16 protein-coding genes and 2 pseudogenes are annotated in these 17124 nt (G+C 66.7%); 11 read left to right on the plus strand and 7 right to left on the minus strand.

The features are described 5' to 3' along the window. Positions 1-113: 113 nt before the first annotated feature. Together lptC and AC10V3_RS01800 are read right to left on the minus strand one after the other, a co-directional pair. Positions 114-731, minus strand: a complete 618-nt coding sequence (lptC, locus tag AC10V3_RS01795; protein WP_022533460.1) for an LPS export ABC transporter periplasmic protein LptC — start codon at positions 729-731, stop codon at positions 114-116. Positions 732-753: 22 nt separating this feature from the next. Further along, positions 754-1737, minus strand: coding sequence for a KpsF/GutQ family sugar-phosphate isomerase (locus AC10V3_RS01800; RefSeq protein ID WP_041681225.1), 984 nt, complete (start codon positions 1735-1737; stop codon positions 754-756). 183 nt (positions 1738-1920) lie between these two features. On the opposite strand from AC10V3_RS01800, the gene AC10V3_RS01805 reads away from it, so the two are divergent. Then, positions 1921-3900 carry a monovalent cation:proton antiporter family protein gene (locus AC10V3_RS01805; protein WP_022533462.1) on the plus strand — a complete coding sequence of 660 codons (1980 nt, stop codon included), beginning with the start codon at positions 1921-1923 and terminating at the stop codon, positions 3898-3900. 18 nt (positions 3901-3918) lie between these two features. Here the strand turns inward: AC10V3_RS01805 and AC10V3_RS01810 are convergent, their stop codons facing one another. Together AC10V3_RS01810 and AC10V3_RS01815 are read right to left on the minus strand one after the other, a co-directional pair. After that, the gene (locus AC10V3_RS01810; RefSeq protein ID WP_022533463.1) at positions 3919-4293 is read right to left on the minus strand and encodes a ribbon-helix-helix domain-containing protein; all 375 of its coding nucleotides are present in this window, start codon (positions 4291-4293) and stop codon (positions 3919-3921) included. A 102-nt stretch (positions 4294-4395) separates the two neighbouring features. Then, positions 4396-4974: a DJ-1/PfpI family protein gene (locus tag AC10V3_RS01815; protein ID WP_022533464.1), complete on the minus strand. Its 579-nt coding sequence runs from the start codon at positions 4972-4974 to the stop codon at positions 4396-4398. 214 nt (positions 4975-5188) lie between these two features. Here AC10V3_RS01815 and AC10V3_RS01820 point away from each other — a divergent pair, with 214 nt between their 5' ends. The 3 genes from AC10V3_RS01820 to AC10V3_RS01830 all read left to right on the plus strand — a co-directional run bounded on the left by AC10V3_RS01820 (position 5189) and on the right by AC10V3_RS01830 (position 8319). Then, a complete protein-coding gene (locus AC10V3_RS01820; RefSeq protein ID WP_022533465.1) occupies positions 5189-5761 on the plus strand; it encodes an adenine phosphoribosyltransferase in 573 nt (190 codons plus the stop codon). A 44-nt stretch (positions 5762-5805) separates the two neighbouring features. After that, positions 5806-6417 (plus strand): LysE family translocator, encoded by a 612-nt coding sequence (locus tag AC10V3_RS01825; RefSeq protein ID WP_022533466.1) that lies wholly within the window; start codon positions 5806-5808, stop codon positions 6415-6417. 210 nt (positions 6418-6627) lie between these two features. Next, positions 6628-8319, plus strand: coding sequence for a Na/Pi cotransporter family protein (locus AC10V3_RS01830; RefSeq protein WP_022533467.1), 1692 nt, complete (start codon positions 6628-6630; stop codon positions 8317-8319). Here the strand turns inward: AC10V3_RS01830 and AC10V3_RS01835 are convergent. After that, a complete protein-coding gene (locus AC10V3_RS01835) occupies positions 8316-8801 on the minus strand; it encodes an adenosine-specific kinase (RefSeq protein ID WP_022533468.1) in 486 nt (161 codons plus the stop codon). The two genes, AC10V3_RS01830 and AC10V3_RS01835, sit on opposite strands and share 4 nt — an antisense overlap. A 144-nt stretch (positions 8802-8945) precedes the next feature. Here AC10V3_RS01835 and AC10V3_RS01840 point away from each other — a divergent pair, with 144 nt between their 5' ends. Next, complete coding sequence (locus tag AC10V3_RS01840; protein ID WP_022533469.1) at positions 8946-9539, plus strand: histidine phosphatase family protein; 594 nt, start codon at positions 8946-8948, stop codon at positions 9537-9539. 2 nt (positions 9540-9541) lie between these two features. Here AC10V3_RS01840 and uvrA read toward each other — a convergent pair whose 3' ends face one another. Continuing rightward, a complete protein-coding gene (gene uvrA, locus AC10V3_RS01845; RefSeq protein ID WP_022533470.1) occupies positions 9542-12406 on the minus strand; it encodes an excinuclease ABC subunit UvrA in 2865 nt (954 codons plus the stop codon). 388 nt (positions 12407-12794) lie between these two features. Between uvrA and AC10V3_RS01850 the strand changes: the two genes are divergently transcribed. The 3 genes from AC10V3_RS01850 to AC10V3_RS01860 all read left to right on the plus strand — a co-directional run bounded on the left by AC10V3_RS01850 (position 12795) and on the right by AC10V3_RS01860 (position 15358). Continuing rightward, on the plus strand, positions 12795-14045 hold the full coding sequence (locus AC10V3_RS01850; protein WP_022533471.1) for an MFS transporter: 1251 nt from the start codon (positions 12795-12797) through the stop codon (positions 14043-14045). Between the two features lie 263 nt (positions 14046-14308). Beyond that, the gene (locus tag AC10V3_RS01855) at positions 14309-14869 is read left to right on the plus strand and encodes a single-stranded DNA-binding protein (protein ID WP_454751528.1); all 561 of its coding nucleotides are present in this window, start codon (positions 14309-14311) and stop codon (positions 14867-14869) included. A gap of 123 nt (positions 14870-14992) precedes the next feature. Beyond that, positions 14993-15358, plus strand: coding sequence for an ArsR/SmtB family transcription factor (locus tag AC10V3_RS01860; RefSeq protein WP_022533473.1), 366 nt, complete (start codon positions 14993-14995; stop codon positions 15356-15358). Positions 15359-15963: 605 nt separating this feature from the next. On the opposite strand, the pseudogene AC10V3_RS01865 reads toward AC10V3_RS01860, so the two are convergent. Then, positions 15964-16190 (minus strand): annotated as a pseudogene (locus AC10V3_RS01865) (arsenic resistance protein); the annotation flags it as partial. Between AC10V3_RS01865 and AC10V3_RS01870 the strand changes: the two are divergent. The 3 genes and pseudogenes from AC10V3_RS01870 to AC10V3_RS01880 all read left to right on the plus strand — a co-directional run. Continuing rightward, positions 16191-16307: pseudogene (locus tag AC10V3_RS01870) on the plus strand (arsenate reductase ArsC); the annotation flags it as partial. 14 nt (positions 16308-16321) lie between these two features. After that, on the plus strand, positions 16322-16456 hold the full coding sequence (locus AC10V3_RS01875; RefSeq protein WP_022533476.1) for a hypothetical protein: 135 nt from the start codon (positions 16322-16324) through the stop codon (positions 16454-16456). 229 nt (positions 16457-16685) lie between these two features. Further along, a complete protein-coding gene (locus AC10V3_RS01880) occupies positions 16686-17123 on the plus strand; it encodes a hypothetical protein (RefSeq protein WP_454751529.1) in 438 nt (145 codons plus the stop codon). Position 17124: the final 1 nt, after the last annotated feature.

Genomic DNA, 17124 nt, shown 5'->3' on the forward strand with positions numbered 1-17124 from the left:
TTGGCAGGGGTCGCTGGAGGGCGTCTTGGTACGTTTTGGTACGTGTTGGTGGTGCCTGGGGCGGGCGGGGTTCGTTGCAGCCTTGCTGCCAACGGGGCCCCGTGCCGGGATCATCACCGGCCCGGCGACGGTCCGGTGATGATGGTGCCGCGTACATTGCCGAGCAATTGTACTTCGCGGGTGACGTTGTTGAAGATCAGGCCGTTGGCTGTCATCACCGAGGGGCCGCGCGTGAGCTTGACCGCCTTGTCGGTCTTGACGATGTCGTCGTTGAGCAGCAGCTGGAAGTAGCTCGACGCCGCGGTCAACTGCGGGTCCTTGGACGCGTCGGGCCCCTGCTGGCGCAGGATGAAGCCGTTGCCGTACAGGTCGATCACCGAGCCTTCGGCGTTCATGCGGCCGATGTCGGCGCGCGCGGTGACGGGCGGGCGGTCGGGCTGGTAGGCGCGCATCGCGGGACGGGTCACCTCGTAGGTCTGGTCGTCCTCGAAATGGACCATGCGATCGCCGGTGAAGCGGATCTTGGTGCTGCCGTCCGGTGCCAGCTCGGTGGCCGAGAAGCGGTCGATGAAGTAGTCCGGCTCGTGTTTCTTGGTGGTCTGCGCGGCCTGGTCTTCCTTGGGCGAGTTGATCTGGACCAGCCAGAACGTGCTGCCCGCCACGAAGGCCATCAGCAGCAGCGGCAGCAGCCGCATCACGATGCCGCTGAGGGAGGCGAGTAGTGCCTGCATGGTGTCCTTGCTTGCGCCCCGTTCAGATGACCTTGGCGCGGGTCAGGTCGTGGATATGGAGCGCGCCGGTGAGGCGGCCGTCGTCGTCCACCACCAGCAGCTGGTTGATGCGGTTGGCTTCCATCACCTGTACCGCTTCCACGGCGAGCTGGTTCTCGTTGACCACGTGCGGGTTGCGGTGCATGACCTCGCCGATGGGCACGGTCTTCCAGTCGCGCGGGGTTTCCAGCAGGCGGCGCAGGTCGCCGTCGGTGAAGACCCCGATGGCGTGGCCGTCGGGGTCAACCACCGCGGTCATGGCCATGCCCTTGCGGGTAATTTCCATCAGTGCCTGCGCCAGCGGGGTGTTCTCGCGTACCTCGGGCACGGCGTTGCCGGTGCGCATCACGTCGCGCACGTGCGTCAGCAGCTTGCGCCCCAGCGCGCCGCCCGGGTGCGAGCGGGCGAAGTCTTCCTCGCCGAAGCCGCGCGCGTCCAGCACCGCCACTGCCAGCGCGTCGCCGAGCGCCAGCGCCGCGGTGGTGCTTGCCGTTGGCGCCAGGTTCAGCGGGCAGGCTTCCTTTTCCACGGCGGCGTCCAAGTGCACATCGGCCAGCTTGGCCAGGTTGGACTCGGGGTTGCCGGTGACCGAGATCAGCCGGGCGCCGATGCGCTTGACGATCGGGATGATCGACAGCAGCTCGCCGGTCTCGCCGGAATTGGAAAAGGCGATCAGCACGTCGTCGCGCGTGACCATGCCCAGGTCGCCATGGCTGGCCTCGGCCGGGTGCACGAAGAACGCGGGAGTGCCGGTGGAGGCCAGCGTGGCCGCCACCTTGCGCCCGATATGACCGGACTTGCCGATGCCGGAGACCACTACGCGCCCGTTGCATTGCAGGATCAACTGCACCGCGTGGGCAAAGTCAAGGGTCAGGCGGCCCGAAAGTGCGGAAACCGCATCGGCTTCGGTCTGGAGGGTATTGCGCGCGAGCCGGAGTGCTCGATCCGCATCGAAATTGGCTATCATGGCGACGAAGTATACCAACGAATGCGACGGCGCCTTGGTCGCCTCCGGGCGCCCGCCGCGCTTGCCGTGTTGCCCCGGCAGGGTGCCCGTGCCGGGTCGGACGCGTGCCTGGCCGGTCACTCCGCTAGCCTGGCTTCCCTATCGCCTGACTGCCTGACCGCCCGACCGCCTGAAACACGCCTGATGCATTCTCCGCTGGAACTGACCCTGGTGCTGCTGGCCGCTGCCGTATTCGGCGTGGTCGCTTTCCGCATGCTGCAGTTGCCGCCAATGCTCGGCTACCTCGCCGTGGGCATCCTGATTGGCCCGCATGCGCTCGGACTGGCCAGCGACACCGCGCAGACCAAGTACCTGGCCGAATTCGGCGTGGTCTTCCTGATGTTCTCGATCGGCCTGGAGTTCAGCCTGAGCAAGCTGCGCTCGATGAAGCGCCTGGTGTTCGGGCTGGGCGGCTCGCAGGTGGTGCTGTCGATGCTGGCGGTGGTGGCGGCGAGCTGGGCCTTCAACTGGCTGTTTGCGCTGTCGTGGCAGGCCTCGGTGGCGCTGGGCGGGGCGCTGGCGATGTCCTCCACGGCGATCGTGTCCAAGATGCTGTCCGAGCGCATGGAGCTGGAAAGCGAGCACGGCCGCAACATCATCAGCATCCTGCTGTTCCAGGACCTGGCCGTGGTGCCGCTGCTGATCGTGATCCCGGCGCTGTCGCAGGACCCGGGCGACCTGGTGAAGGCCCTGGCCCTGGCCACGGTCAAGATCGTGGTCGCACTGAGCGTGATCTTCTTCCTCGGCCAGCGCCTGATGAGCCGGTGGTTCCATGTGGTGGCAGCGCGCCGCTCGCAGGAACTGTTCATGCTGAACCTGCTGCTGGTCACGCTGGGCATGGCGGCGCTGACCGAGCGGCTCGGGCTGTCGATGGCGCTGGGCGCGTTCATGGCCGGCATGCTGATCTCCGAGACGCCGTACCGCCACCAGGTGGAAGAAGACATCAAGCCGTTCCGCGACGTGCTGCTGGGCCTGTTCTTCGTCACCATCGGCATGCTGCTCAATATCCGCGTGGTGCTCGACCACCTGTGGCTGGTGCTGGCGCTGCTGGTGGTGCCGGTGGTGTTCAAGCTGGTGCTGATCACGGTGCTGGCGCGGCTCTTTGGCTCGCGCCAGGGCGTGGCCATCCGCACCGGGCTCGGGCTGGCGCAGGCGGGCGAGTTTGGCTTCGTGCTGCTGAACCAGATCGACGGGCTCAACCTGGTCGACCCGGTGCTGATCCAGGTGATCCTGGCGTCGATGCTGCTGTCGATGCTGGCGGCGCCCTTCCTGATCCAGTACAGCGACGCCGTGGTGCTGCGCTTTGCCGCCAACGAATGGCTGATGCAGTCGCTGAACATGACGCGCATCGCCGCGCAGAGCCTGCAGACCGAGAAGCACGCGATCATCTGCGGCTTCGGCCGCAGCGGGCAGAACCTGGCGCATATGCTCGAGCGGGAGGGCATCACCTACGTCGCGCTCGACCTCGACCCCGACCGCGTGCGCGAGGCCGCCGCCGCCGGCGATACCGTGGTCTACGGCGATGCCGGCAGGCGTGAGGCGCTGATCGCCGCCGGCATCCACCGCGCCGCCGCGCTGATCGTCACCTACGCCAACACGCCGTCGGCGCTCAAGGTGCTGCACCACGTGCAGGAACTGGCGCCGGCGCTGCCGGTGATCGTGCGCACCGTCGACGATTCCGAACTGGACACGCTGCAGAAGGCCGGCGCCACCGAGGTGGTGCCCGAAATCATCGAAGGCAGCCTGATGCTGGCCTCGCACGCGCTGGTGCTGCTGGGTGTGCCGATGCGCCGCGTGGTGCGCGGCGTGCAGGAGGCGCGCGACGCGCGCTACAGCCTGCTGCGCGGCTACTTCCATGGCCGCGACGATGACGACGACATGGTCGAGCGCGATTCGGTGCGGCTGCATTCGGTATCGCTCGGGCCGCAGTCCACCGCGGTCGGGCGGCGCCTGGGCGTGCTGGGCCTGGACCGCATCGGCGTAGAGGTGACCGCGGTGCGCCGGCGCGGCATCCGCGCCTTCGACCCCGAGCCCGAGACCGTGCTGGAGCCGGGCGATATCGTCGTGCTGCGCGGCCCGCCTGAAGCGCTGGAAGCGGCCGAAACGCGCATCCTGAACGGTTGAGACAGCCGCCCGCCGGTATCAATGCGGACGCGTTTCCGCCCAGGACTCAGGCAGATTGTCGAGCACCGCGCGCGCGTCCAGCGAGCGGATCGGCACGGCGGGGTCGGCGGGGATGCGGCCTTCGCCTTGCAACATCAGGTAGCGCAGGCAGCACACTCGCAGAAAGGACGAGAAATTGCCGGCGACGGCCTCGGCGCCGCGATGGGCGCTCAGCTCGTCATGCAGGCGGGTGATCAGCTGGTTGACGGTCATGCCGTCGCGCCGCGCCAGTTCTTCCAGCACTTCCCAGAAGAGGCTTTCCAGCCGGATGCTGGTAGCCACGCCGCGCAGGCGCAGCGAGCGCGCCTGGCTCTGGTAAGAGGCCGGGTTGGCGCGGATAAATATTTCACACATCAAAGTCCCCTGCAGGCGGCACGGCCGGCGTGCGGGTGCGCCGCCCGTCGCATGGGCCGCGCACTGCCGTGACGCCGGCACTGGCGCCGCGTTCGGAAGGCTCTAATGTACGATCCGCGTGCCCAGCACCGCAAGAAACTGCGCCAGCCATGCCGGATGCGCCGGCCAGGCCGGGGCGGTGACGAGGTTGCCGTCGGTATGGGCCTGGTCGACCGGGATCTCGGCATAGGTGCCGCCGGCCAACTTTACTTCCGGCGCGCAGGCGGGGTAGGCGGAGCAGGTCTTGCCTTCCAGCACGCCGGCCGCGGCCAGCAGCTGGGCGCCGTGGCAGACCGCGGCGATCGGCTTGTCCGCCTGGGCGAAGTGGCGCACGATCTCCAGCACGCGCGCATTCAGCCGCAGGTATTCCGGCGCGCGGCCGCCGGGGATGACCAGCGCGTCATACGCGGCGGGGTCGATCTCGGCAAAGGTCGCGTTCAGCGTGAAGTTGTGGCCGCGCTTCTCGGTGTAGGTCTGGTCCCCCTCGAAATCGTGGATGGCGGTGGCGCAGGCGTCGCCCGCCTTCTTGTCGGGGCATACGGCATCAACGGTATGGCCGACCATCTGCAGCGCCTGGAACGGCACCATGGTTTCGTAGTCTTCGGCGTAGTCGCCGACCAGCATCAGAATCTTCTTTGCCATCGCGGTCTCCTGTATGGTTACGGGTGTCCGGCAGGTGCCGGACCCGGCAGCCCGGCGCGGCGGCCGGCAGGGTCATTGTGCTGGCCGGTGCCACGGCGCGGGTGGTAATGGGTTACCGCAGGGGTTACCGCAGCTGGCGTCACTTGCGGCCCGATACCGCGAACAGCTTTCCTACCGGCGCGCGACATAGCGCGCGTTCCGTTTCCAGATTCCTATGGCAGATTCCATCATCCAGTCCCCCGACCTCGGCGACGTCACCGGCTACCTGCGCGACCGCATCAGGACCGTGCCGGACTGGCCCGCGCCCGGGGTGATGTTCCGCGACATCACCCCGCTGTTGCAGAACCCCAAGACCCTGCGCGTGCTGATCGACGTCTTTGTGCACCGCTACATGGATGCGCAGCTCGACCTGGTAGCGGGCATCGACGCGCGCGGCTTTATCCTGGGTGCGATCGTCGCGTACGAGCTGAACCTGGGCTTCGTGCCGATCCGCAAGAAGGGCAAGCTGCCGTTCCAGACCGTGGCCGAGGAGTATGAGCTGGAATACGGCAGCGCCACCGTCGAGATCCATGCCGATGCCTGCAAGGCCGGTGACCGCGTGCTGCTGGTCGACGACCTGATCGCCACCGGCGGCACCATGATGGCAGGGCGCAAGCTGCTGGAGCGGCTGGGCGCGACCGTGGTGGAAGGCGCTGCCATCGTCGACCTGCCCGAGCTGGGCGGCTCCAGGCTGCTGCAGGACGGCGGGCTGCCGCTGTTCACGGTGTGCCGCTTTGAGGGGCATTGAATTTCAGACACTGAGAGACCGGACTTTGCGCTGAAGGAGACGCCATGCCAGACCTGTTGCTGTTCCTGCTGACCTCGATCGCCGTCACGGTGGCGCCCGGCCCCGACAACCTGCAGGTGCTGGCGCGCGGCATGGCGCAGGGACGGCGCGCAGGACTGGTGGCGGCGCTGGGGTTCTCGGTCGGCTGCCTGTTCCATACCGTGATCGCCGCGGTCGGGCTGGCGGCGGTGTTGCGCTCGTCGCCGCTGGCGTTCCAGCTGATCAAGTACGCGGGCGCAGCCTACCTGATCTGGATTGGCATCCAGGCGCTGCGCGCCAAGGGCGGGCTGGCGCAGGGCGGCGATGTCGATGCGGTGCCGCTGGCGCGCGTGTTCCGCCAGAGCGTGCTCGGCAACGTGATGAACCCCAAGGTCACGCTGTTCTTCCTGGTGTTCCTGCCGCAGTTCGTGCGCGCCGATGCCGCGCATCCGGGGCTGCAGTTCCTGCTGCTGGGCGTGGTCTTCATGCTGCAGACCGCGGTGGTGTTCTCGCTGTTCGGCCTGTGCGCTGGCTGGCTCGGCGCCTGGCTGCGCCGCCGCCCGGCTACTGGACGCTGGCTGGACCGCGCCGCCGGGGCCATCTTCGTCGGGCTCGGGATCAAGGTCGCGCTGCCCTGAGGTTGTCCTGGTCCCGCCCTGATGCCGCGGCGGGCGCTTCGCTGCGGCCTTCCCGCCTTGTGTTGCCTGTGTGTTGCCTGCGGCCCGCAGCGCCTGGCCCCTCCGTTGCCGCTGTCGGGTGACGGGCGCATAATGAGCCCTTGACAACGACACGATGATCGGGCCGAGCCTCCTGGCAGTATTTCGGCACCGGTCACACAAAGGCGCACAATGGGCGTACTCCTTCACCTGTTATCAGGCGTGGCCCTCCTTGTCTGGGGCACGAACATCGTCAAGGTCGGCATCCTGCGCGTCTACGGCGCCAACCTGCGCCACGTCCTGTCGACCAGCGTCTCCAATCGCTTCACCGCCTTTGCTGCCGGCCTCGGCGTCACCGGGCTGGTCCAGAGCAGCAACGCCACCGCGGTCATCGTCAGTTCCTTCGTCGGCCAGGGCCTGATCGCCGTGGCACCGGCGCTGGCCATCATGCTCGGCGCCAACGTCGGCACCGCGCTGATGGTGCAGGTGTTCTCGCTGGACCTGTCGTGGCTGTCGCCGCTGCTGATCTTCGTTGGCGTGATCTGCCATCTGAGCTGGAAGGGCAGCAAGCCGGGCCACGTCGGGCGCGTGCTGATCGGGCTGGGCCTGATCACGCTGGCGCTCGAGCTGATCTCCATCGCGACGCGCCCCGTGGTCCAGGCCGCCGGCGTCAAGGTGCTGTTCAGCACGCTGACCGGCGACACCGCGCTCGACATGCTGATCGGCGCCTTCCTGACCATCCTGTGCTATTCCAGCCTGGCCGTGGTGCTGTTCTGCGGCGCGCTGGCCTCTGCCGGCGTGGTGTCGATCCACGTGGCGCTGGCGCTGGTGCTGGGCGCCAACCTGGGCTCGGGCATATCGGCGCTGCTGACCACCTCGGGCAACAACCAGCCGGGCAAGCGCGTGACGCTGGGCAATCTGCTGTCGCGCCTGCTGGGCTGCCTGGTCGCGCTGCCGCTGCTGGGTCAGGCCGAAGAACTGCTGGCGCTGCTCGACCATGACCCGCAACGGCTGATCGTCAACTTCCACCTGCTCTTCAACGTCACGCTGGCGGTGCTGCTGCTGGGCGCGACCGGGCCGCTGGCGCGCCTGTGCGAGAAGGTGCTACCCGGACGCAATACCGGCGACAGCCAGGTCACGCCGCGCCATCTCGACACCGCCGCGCTGTCCACGCCCACGCTGGCGCTGTCCAACGCCTCGCGCGAAGTGCTGCGCATCGGCGACCGCGTCGAGCAGATGCTCGACAACATGCTGCGCGTGCTGCGCACCAACGACGCCAAGCTGGCCACCGCCACCTGCCGCATCGACAACGAGGTCGATGATCTCTACACCGCGATCAAGCTCTACCTGACCCGCATCAGCCTGGAAGCGCTGGACGAGCGCGACGGCCAGCGCTGGACCGAAATCATCTCGCTGACCATCAACCTGGAACACGCCGGCGACATCATCGAGCGCATCCTGCTCGATACCAAGGACAAGAAGATCGCCCACAACCTGATGTTCTCCGAGGCGGGCATGCAGGAGATCGCCGAGATGCATGCGCGGCTGGTCGCCAACCTGCGGCTGGGTTTGTCGGTGTTCCTCAACGGCGATCTCAAGAGCGCGCAGGCGCTGATGGCCGAAAAGGCCAACTTCCGCGAACTGGAGCGCAAGTACGCGCGCACCCATCTGCAGCGCGTGGCGGTGCAGACCGCGGAGAGCATTGAAACCAGCTCGCTGCACCTGGACGTGATCAGCGAGCTGAAGCGGCTGAATTCGCTGTTCTGTGCGACGGCTTATCCGGTGCTGGAGCAGGCTGGGGTGTTGAACCGGAGCCGGATGAAGGAAGACGACGTGCCGCCGGTGCCGAGGGTGCAGGCGGCGCAGCACGAAGCGCTGCGCTAGAGCTTGTAGCCGAACTTCCGCAACAACGCCTTCCGCTCGGCCACATCCGCCTCGGTTTCGATCCCCAGCGGCGAGGCGCCATCAATGACGCCAACCACGCCACGCCCGGCATCGGTCTCGGCGATGATCACCTGCGTCGGATTGGCCGTCGCGCAGAAAATCCTGCACACCTCCGGCACCGCCCGCACCGCGGGCAGCACGTTCACCGGAAAGAAACCGTCGCCGAGGAAGATCAGGAAGCTATGCCCCGCGCCGATGGCGCGCGCATTCTCACAGGCCAGGTCAATCAGGCTTTCGTCCGTTCCCGACCACCGCACCAGGCGCTTGCCCGAGGCCTCGCAGAACGCCAGCCCGAAGCGGATACCGGGCACGGTGCCCACCAGCGCCTCGTGCAGGTCCTCCACGGTCTTGATGAAGTGCGACTGACCGAGGATGAAGTTGGTGGCTTCCGGCTTGGTCACCGGTACGACCGTCAGTTCCATGGCTGGCTCCTGAATTGCGGCGCGGCTTGCCGTCGTCCGGTTCATGGTAGGGCGCGGGGTGGTGAATGCAAGCGGGCAGGGCGATCTTTGCCTGGCACGCGTACCTGCTATACAGGATGGACTGGCCCGTCACCGGAGACGCCGATGCCGCTTCTTCGCCTCTTCCTTGCATGGCTTGCCATGGCGCCATCCGTGGCCGCCGCCCAGGTCGTTCCGGCATCACAGGGCGAAATCGCCGTTAGTGAGCTGAAGCGCCCCAATGTCGTCGTCGTGCTGCGGCATGCGAGTGCGCCGGGAGTCGGAGATCCACCGGGTTTCAAACTGGACGACTGTTCGACCCAACGCAACCTGGACGTGAATGGCCGGCAGCAGGCGGCCAGGCTCGGTAGCAGCTGGAAGGCGGCAGGCTTCCGGCCGACGCAGGTCTACAGCAGCGCCTGGTGCCGTTGCCAGGACACCGCACGCCTGATCGACCTGGGTCCGGTGCGGGTCCAGCCATTGCTCAATTCATTTTTTGGCGCAGATGCGCAGCGCCGCGAAGCACAGACCGCGCAGCTGTCGCGCTTTATCGACGGCCTCGACCCGCGCGGCGGGCCTTACCTGCTGGTCACGCACCAGGTAGTGATCACCGCGCTGACCGGGCACGGCGCGGACAGCGGCGGCGGCGTCGCGATCGAGCTGCAGTCCGGCGGCGCCGCGCGGCGCACGCGCGTGCTGCCAGCCGCCGGGCTGGACTGAACTCAGGCCCGCTTGAGCAGCGGCGCCAGGTACTTGCCGGTAAAGCTGGCCTTGCTCCTGGCGACATCCTCCGGCGTGCCGCGCGCGATCACCTGCCCACCGCCCGCACCGCCTTCCGGGCCCATGTCGATCAGCCAGTCCGCGGTCTTTATGACATCGAGGTTGTGCTCGATGATGACCACGGTATTGCCCTGGTCGCGCAGCTTGTGGATGACCTTGAGCAGCAGCTCGATATCGTGGAAGTGCAACCCGGTGGTGGGTTCGTCCAGGATGTAGAGCGTGCGCCCGGTATCGCGCTTGGACAGCTCCAGCGACAGCTTGACGCGCTGCGCCTCGCCGCCCGACAGCGTGGTCGCCGACTGCCCCAGTCGGATATAACCCAGGCCCACGTCCAGCAGCGTCTGCAGCTTGCGCCGCACCACCGGCACCGCGCTGAAGAATTCATGCGCCTGTTCGACGGTCAGGTCCAGCACCTCGGAAATGTTCTTGCCCTTGTACAGCACCTCCAGCGTCTCGCGGTTATAGCGCTTGCCGTGGCAGACGTCGCAAGGCACGTAGACGTCGGGCAGGAAGTGCATCTCGACCTTGAGCACGCCGTCGCCCTGGCAGGACTCGCAGCGCCCGCCCTTGACGTTGAACGAGAAGCGGCCCGGATCGTAGCCGCGCTCCTTGGCCGACGGCACGCCGGCGAACAGTTCGCGGATCGGCGTGAACAGGCCGGTGTAGGTAGCCGGGTTGGAGCGCGGCGTGCGGCCGATCGGGCTCTGGTCGACGTTGATGACCTTGTCGAAATGCTCCAGCCCCTCGATACGGTCGTGCGCGGCCGGTTCCGGCGTGGAGCCGTACAGGTGGCGCGCCACCGCGTGGTAAAGCGTGTCGTTGATCAGCGTCGACTTGCCTGAGCCGGAAACGCCGGTGATGCAGGTCAACAGGCCGACCGGTACCTCGGCGGTGACGTTGCGCAGGTTGTTGCCACTGGCGTTGACGATGCGCAGCAGCCGTTCGTCGTCCGGCGCGGAGCGCTTCTTCGGCACCTCGATGCGGCGCTGGCCCGACAGGTACTGTCCCGTCAGCGATGCCGGCGATTCCTCGATCTGCCGCGGCGTGCCCTCGGCCACGATCATGCCGCCGTGCACGCCGGCACCCGGGCCGATATCGACCACATAGTCGCAGGCGCGGATCATGTCCTCGTCATGCTCGACCACCAGCACCGAGTTGCCGATATCTCGCAGGTGCTTGAGCGTGCCGATCAGGCGGTCGTTGTCGCGCTGGTGCAGGCCGATCGAGGGCTCGTCCAGCACGTACATCACGCCGGTCAGGCCCGAGCCGATCTGCGACGCCAGCCGGATGCGCTGCGCCTCGCCGCCCGACAGCGTATCGGCACTGCGCTCCAGCGACAGGTAATCCAGCCCGACGTTGTTCAGGAAGTTCAGCCGCGCGGAGATCTCCTTGATGATCTTGTCGCCGATCTCGCGCTTGGCGCCGTGCATGTCCAGCGTCAGGAAGTACGTCAGCGCGTCGCGCAGCGGCCAGCCGTTGATCTCGAAGATCGCGCGCGCCTGCTCGCCCTCGCCCAGCTTGACGTGGCGCGCCTCGGTGCGCAGGCGCGTGCCGTGACAGGCCGGGCAGGGCTGGTTGTTCTGGTACTTGGCCAGTTCCTCGCGCACGGCGACGGAATCGGTTTCGCGGTAGCGCCGCTCCAGGTTGGGGATGATCCCTTCGAACACATGCGCGCGCACGGTGGTGCGCCCACGTTCGTTGATATAAGTGAACGGGATTTCCTGCTCGCCCGAGCCGTGCAGCACCACCTGCTGCACGTTCTCCGGCAGCTCCTCGAACGCCGTCTCGGTGTCGAAGTCATAGTACGCCGCCAGGCTCTGCAGCATCTGGAAGTAGAACTGGTTGCGGCGGTCCCAGCCCTTGATCGCGCCCGAGGCCAGCGACAGGTTGGGGAAGGCCACCACGCGCTTGGGATCGAAGAAGGTGATCTGGCCCAGCCCGTCGCAGCTCGGGCAGGCGCCCATCGGGTTGTTGAACGAGAACAGCCGCGGCTCCAGCTCCTGCAGCGAGTACGAGCAGATCGGGCAGGCAAAGCGCGAGCTGAAGGTGTGCTCCTTGCCGGTATCCATCTCCAGCGCCAGCGCGCGGCCATCGGCCAGGCGCAGCGCGGTCTCGAACGATTCGGCCAGGCGCTGCTTGATGTCGGCGCGGACCTTCACGCGGTCGACCACCACGTCGATGCTGTGCTTCTCGGTCTTCTTCAGCTTGGGCAGCGCGTCGACCTCGTAGACCCTGGCCTCGGCCTCGTGCGCGGTGCCGCCGCCCGAGCGGATGCGAAAGCGCACGAAGCCCTGCGCCTGCATGCTGTCGAACAGGTCCGAATGCTCGCCTTTGCGGTCGACCACCACCGGCGCCAGGATCATCAGCTTGGTGTCCTCCGGCAGCGCCAGTGCCGCATCCACCATCTGCGACACGCTCTGCGCCTGCAGTGGCAGGTTGTGGTCGGGGCAGTAGGGGGTGCCGGCGCGGGCATACAGCAGGCGCAGGTAGTCGTGGATCTCGGTGACGGTGCCGACCGTCGAGCGCGGGTTGTGGCTGGTGGCCTTCTGCTCGATCGAGATCGCCGGCGACAGGCCTTCGATCAGGTCCACGTCCGGCTTTTCCATCAGCTGCAGGAACTGGCGGGCATAGGCGGACAGCGACTCCACGTAGCGGCGCTGGCCCTCGGCATAGAGCGTGTCGAAGGCGAGCGAGGACTTGCCCGAGCCCGACAGGCCGGTGATCACGATCAGCCGGTTGCGCGGCAGGTCGAGATTGATGTTCTTCAGGTTGTGGGTACGCGCCCCACGGATCTTGATTTCTTCCATATGCCGAAAAGTCGTCGCCAGACAGGCCGTTCCCCGCCGGAGGTGGCAGAGTTGTCTGAAGGAATGGCAGAAACAAGTGCCTCGATTGGCACTTCCGACCGCTGGCGACGGCCGGAATGCGCGCCCGGGCACACGCCGGGGGCCAGCTGGCATGGCCAGGTGACCCGGGAAGCGCGAAGGAGCAAACCTGTTAATATACCCAACTTCGGTTTCCGCGGTTGTCCGCCCGGACAGGGCTTGCACCGGAAACCCGGCACAGCCGCCGCCGGCCCGGCCCCGAAAGCGGGGGCCACGACCTCCGCGAGCCGACCAAAACAGGCAACCGCGCGCCGCCAGCCCGATCCTCAGCTGACCCGATTCCGAGAACACCAAGATCACCCCGATCGCAATGCCGCCGATCCAGTCTTCTTCCCCGGATGCGAGCCCTGCCGGCGCATCCCAGGCTCCCGCCCGCGAACGCATGACGCGCACCGAGCTGCGCGCCAGCGTGTCGCTGGCCAGCATTTTCGCGCTGCGCATGCTGGGCCTGTTCCTGATCCTGCCAGTCTTTGCCGAATACGCGCTCACCCTGCCCGACGGGCAGGATGCCCAGCGCGTGGGCCTGGCCATGGGCATCTACGGCCTGATGCAGGCCTTCCTGCACATTCCGCTGGGCTGGCTGTCCGACCGCGTCGGGCGCAAGCCGGTGATGGTGGCCGGCTTGCTGTTGTTCATCGCGGGCGGGCTGGTAGCCGCGTTCTCGGACACGCTCACCGGCATCATCGCCGGCCGCGCGCTGCAGGGCATGGGCGCGATTTCCGCGGCTATCACCGCCTGCATCGCCGACCTGACGCGCGAGCGCCATCGCACCAAGGCCATGGCGATGGTCGGCGGCAGCATCGGCCTGACCTTTGCGCTATCGCTGGTGATCGCCTCGCCACTGCTGCACAGCATCGGCATGTCGGGCATCTTCGGCCTGATGTCGGTGCTGGGCGTGGTCGCCATTGCCGTGACGCTGTTCCTGGTGCCGAGCCCGCCGGCGCCGCACCCGGTGCGCCTGCCGTTCCGCCACGTGCTGCTCAATGCCGACCTGGCGCGGCTGAACGTCGGCGTGCTCGCGCTGCATGCCTCGCAGGTCGCGATGTTCATGGTGGTGCCGACCATGCTGAGCGATGCCGGCATGCCGCTGGACCAGCACTGGAAGGTCTACCTGCCGGTGGTGCTGGTGTCGTTCGTGCTGATGCTGGGCCCGATGATGGCGGCCGAGCGCTACGGGCGCGTGCGTCCGGTGCTGCTCGGCGCGGTCGCGCTGATGACGGCGGTGCAACTGCTGTTCGCCGCCGTGCATGGCCTGTGGGCCATCGTCGGCGTGCTGCTGCTCTTCTTTGTCGCGTTCAACGTGCTGGAAGCGATGCAGCCGTCGCTGGTATCGCGCTATGCCGCGGCTGCGCGGGGGGCGGCGCTGGGGGTGTACAACACCACGCAGGCGCTGGGCCTGTTCCTGGGCGGCGCCGGGGGCGGCTGGCTGCTCAAGCATGAAGGGCGCAGCGCGGTGTTCGTCGGCTGCGCGGCGGTGCTGCTGCTCTGGCTTATAATCGCCTGGAGCATGAAGGCGCCGCCGGCCCGTGGACAGGAAGGCGCGCCGGCAGCAGCGGCCTGAATCTGCACCCGAAGCTGGCCCAAGCCGCATCGAACCGTAAAGAATTCCGGCCTGAAAATGGCCTAGCATGATCGCGCCACCCGACGTCCGGCCGGGGGCGCGATGTTCGTTTACGTTGCTGCGCCTGGCGGCGCCGCGGTGACGGGCAAGGCAGCCGGATGCGGTAGCCGCTGGCGCAGTATCGGGTCACACTACAGTTAGCTTCACCCTTATCGTATTGCCACGCTTTTCAACACAGCGCGTGGCTTTTGGAGAACATTCAAATGGCATCGGTCAACAAAGTCATTCTCGTCGGCAACCTCGGCGCAGACCCCGAGACGCGCTACATGCCCAGCGGCGACGCCGTCACCAATATCCGCCTGGCGACCACCGACCGCTACAAGGAAAAGGGGTCCGGCGAGATGAAGGAAGCCACCGAGTGGCACCGCATCGCCTTCTTCGGCAAGCTCGCGGAGATCGCCGGCCAGTACCTGCGCAAGGGCTCGTCGGTCTATATCGAAGGCCGCATCCGCACCCGCAAGTGGCAGGACCAGTCCGGCCAGGATAAGTACTCGACGGAAATCGTCGCCGACCAGATGCAAATGCTGGGTGCGCGCCAGGGTGGCGGCGGCGGTGGTGACGAAGGTGGCTACGGCGGCGCTGGTGGCGGTGGCTACAGCCGTGAAGCCTCGGGCGGCGGCGGTAGCGGCTATGGCGGCGGCCGTGGCGCCCAGGGTGGCGGCCAGGGTGGCGGCCAGGGTGGTGGTCAGAGTGGCGGTGCGCGCCGTCCGCAGCAGGCGCCGTCGAATGGCTTCGAGGATATGGACGACGATATTCCGTTCTGAGCCCTGCCTGGCAGGTCTTGCAAGGATTCATCTCCGAGCCCGCAATCTTGCGGGCTTTTTTGCGCCTGGGTTTGCCCCGCCCAAGCTTGCGCCGGTTGCGCCAATGCCTCTACAGTTCGACAAATGAAGAACGAAACCGCCGTCGCAGCGCTGGCTGCACTTGCCCAGGATTCCCGACTCGCGATCTTCCGCTTGCTGGTGCAGGCCGGCCTGGAAGGCGTCAGCGCGGGCCGGATCGGCGAAGCGTTAGGCGTGCCGCCCGCCACGCTGTCTTTCCATCTGAAAGAACTGGTCCACGCCGGTCTGATCAAGAGCACCCAGGAAGGGAAGTTCGTGATTTACCGGGCACAGTTCGACAAGATGAACGAACTCATTGCCTTCCTGATGGAGCATTGCTGCGAGGGCAGTCCTGAGGGCTGCGGCGTGGCGAAGGTGGAATGCAAGCCGGAAGTTGCAAAGCGGCGCCGCGTCTCGTCCCAGACGGCCTGAGCACTACGATCGCCGACGCAGGCCAGCCGGCGCTGCCGTAGCCTGGTTGCGGTCGGGACAGGCGGCACCTGCGCGACATCCCTGATCGGGTCGCCGCAATCAGCAACACCAGCGACAGACTTGCCAGCGCTGACAGCGCCAACACCCGCCATACGAAAGGCGCGCCGCTCGACGCCACAAAGGCATAGCACAGCGGCGCCAGCGCCATCGCCAGCGTCCCCAGTGCCAGCGCGGCGAGGAGGGAACCGGCGCACAGGATGCGCTTGCCGCCAAAGCGGTCGATCGCACCGGGGCGCTGTCAGCGCGGACACCAGCAGTGCCAGCGTGAACGCCCCGAAGAGAACCGGCTGATCGATCTGCAGTTCAGCCTGGATCGGCCCGGACAACACCGCAAACGCATAGTAGAGGCTGCCCCACGAGGCAATCTGCGCAATGCCCAACGCAGGCACAACCACGGCTAGCCGTACCGGCGGTGCGGGTGAGGCGGTCACTTGCCTGCCATCGATGGCGCTGCGCATACCGGGCCCTCCTTGGGCGGAAACAAAAAACGCCCGGGACCAGGGCCGGGCGTTAAGCAGTTCTTGTTGTTTGCCTGGGGGCAAGCGTCAGGCCTTCGACCCCGCTTCATACCAGGATTGGGTCCGATTGACGATGCTGACGAACAGCAGCATGACCGGCACTTCAATCAGCACGCCGACCACCGTCGCGAGCGCTGCCCCCGACTTGAAGCCGAACAGGCTGATCGCCGTCGCCACGGCCAGCTCGAGAAGTTGCTGGCGCCGATCAGCGACGATGGGCCCGCCACGCAGTGCGCGACACCCAGCTTGCGGTTTTCGAACTGACGCGCGAGGCCATTAGCTACCGCATGCTGCAATTGCTGGCGTTGCCGCTGGAAACCATGAGCAACGCCGAACTGCAGGACGCGCTCAACGCGATCGCGAAGAACTGAAGGCGCCGGAACTCATGAATCAAAACGCCACCACCCACGCCCCCATTTCGACCAAGCCCGCCATTGGCTTCTTCGAACGCTACCTGACCATCTGGGTCGCCCTGTGCGACATCGTTTTCTTCCATTATTCCACAATAATGGAAATGTAGAAGAATAGATATGGGAAAAATGCCCCGGCTGACGATGCCTGTGACATTTTGACGCGGCAACGTACACGGCGACCAAGACATCGTGATGACAGGGAGGCAGCGCCTCTGCCGCGGTATCGCGGGGCGCAGGGCCAGTAAGAGAACGAGCGGCCCGTTGGCGATGAAGCCTTGCAGCCAGAGGTGCCACGGCCTGCCACGCAGCCGGGTTGCAACGCCCGCAAAAGACAGTATGCTTGCGACTATCTCGCCCACGGCACTGCAAAGCTTGCGTTATTCCGCCTGCCGGCGGCCATGGTTCGCCGGCGTCCTCCTCGTTGTCTTCCTGGCAGTCCAACTGGCAGCGGCGACGTACGCCTGCGCCGGAAGCCGCTACCAGATGGCGAGCAGCGGCGCGATGGCGGCAATGACCGAGTCGTGTCCCGACATGGCCGCGAGTGAGGACAACAAGCGTATCGACCAGAGTGGTCTTTGCCTGGCGCACTGCCAGGCCGATTCCAAGAGTGCCGATCATGTATCGCCGCAACTTCCGGCCTTCATGCCGGTACTGATGCGCGTCATTGAGCCGACGCCCGTGGAGCTCGCGGAGGTACGCGTCGCTCTGCACGCCAAGGCGGAGGCACGCGGTCCGCCACCGCTCAACATCCTTCACTGCAGTTTCCAGACTTAGC

Source organism: Cupriavidus sp. PB-02 (assembly GCF_058252315.1).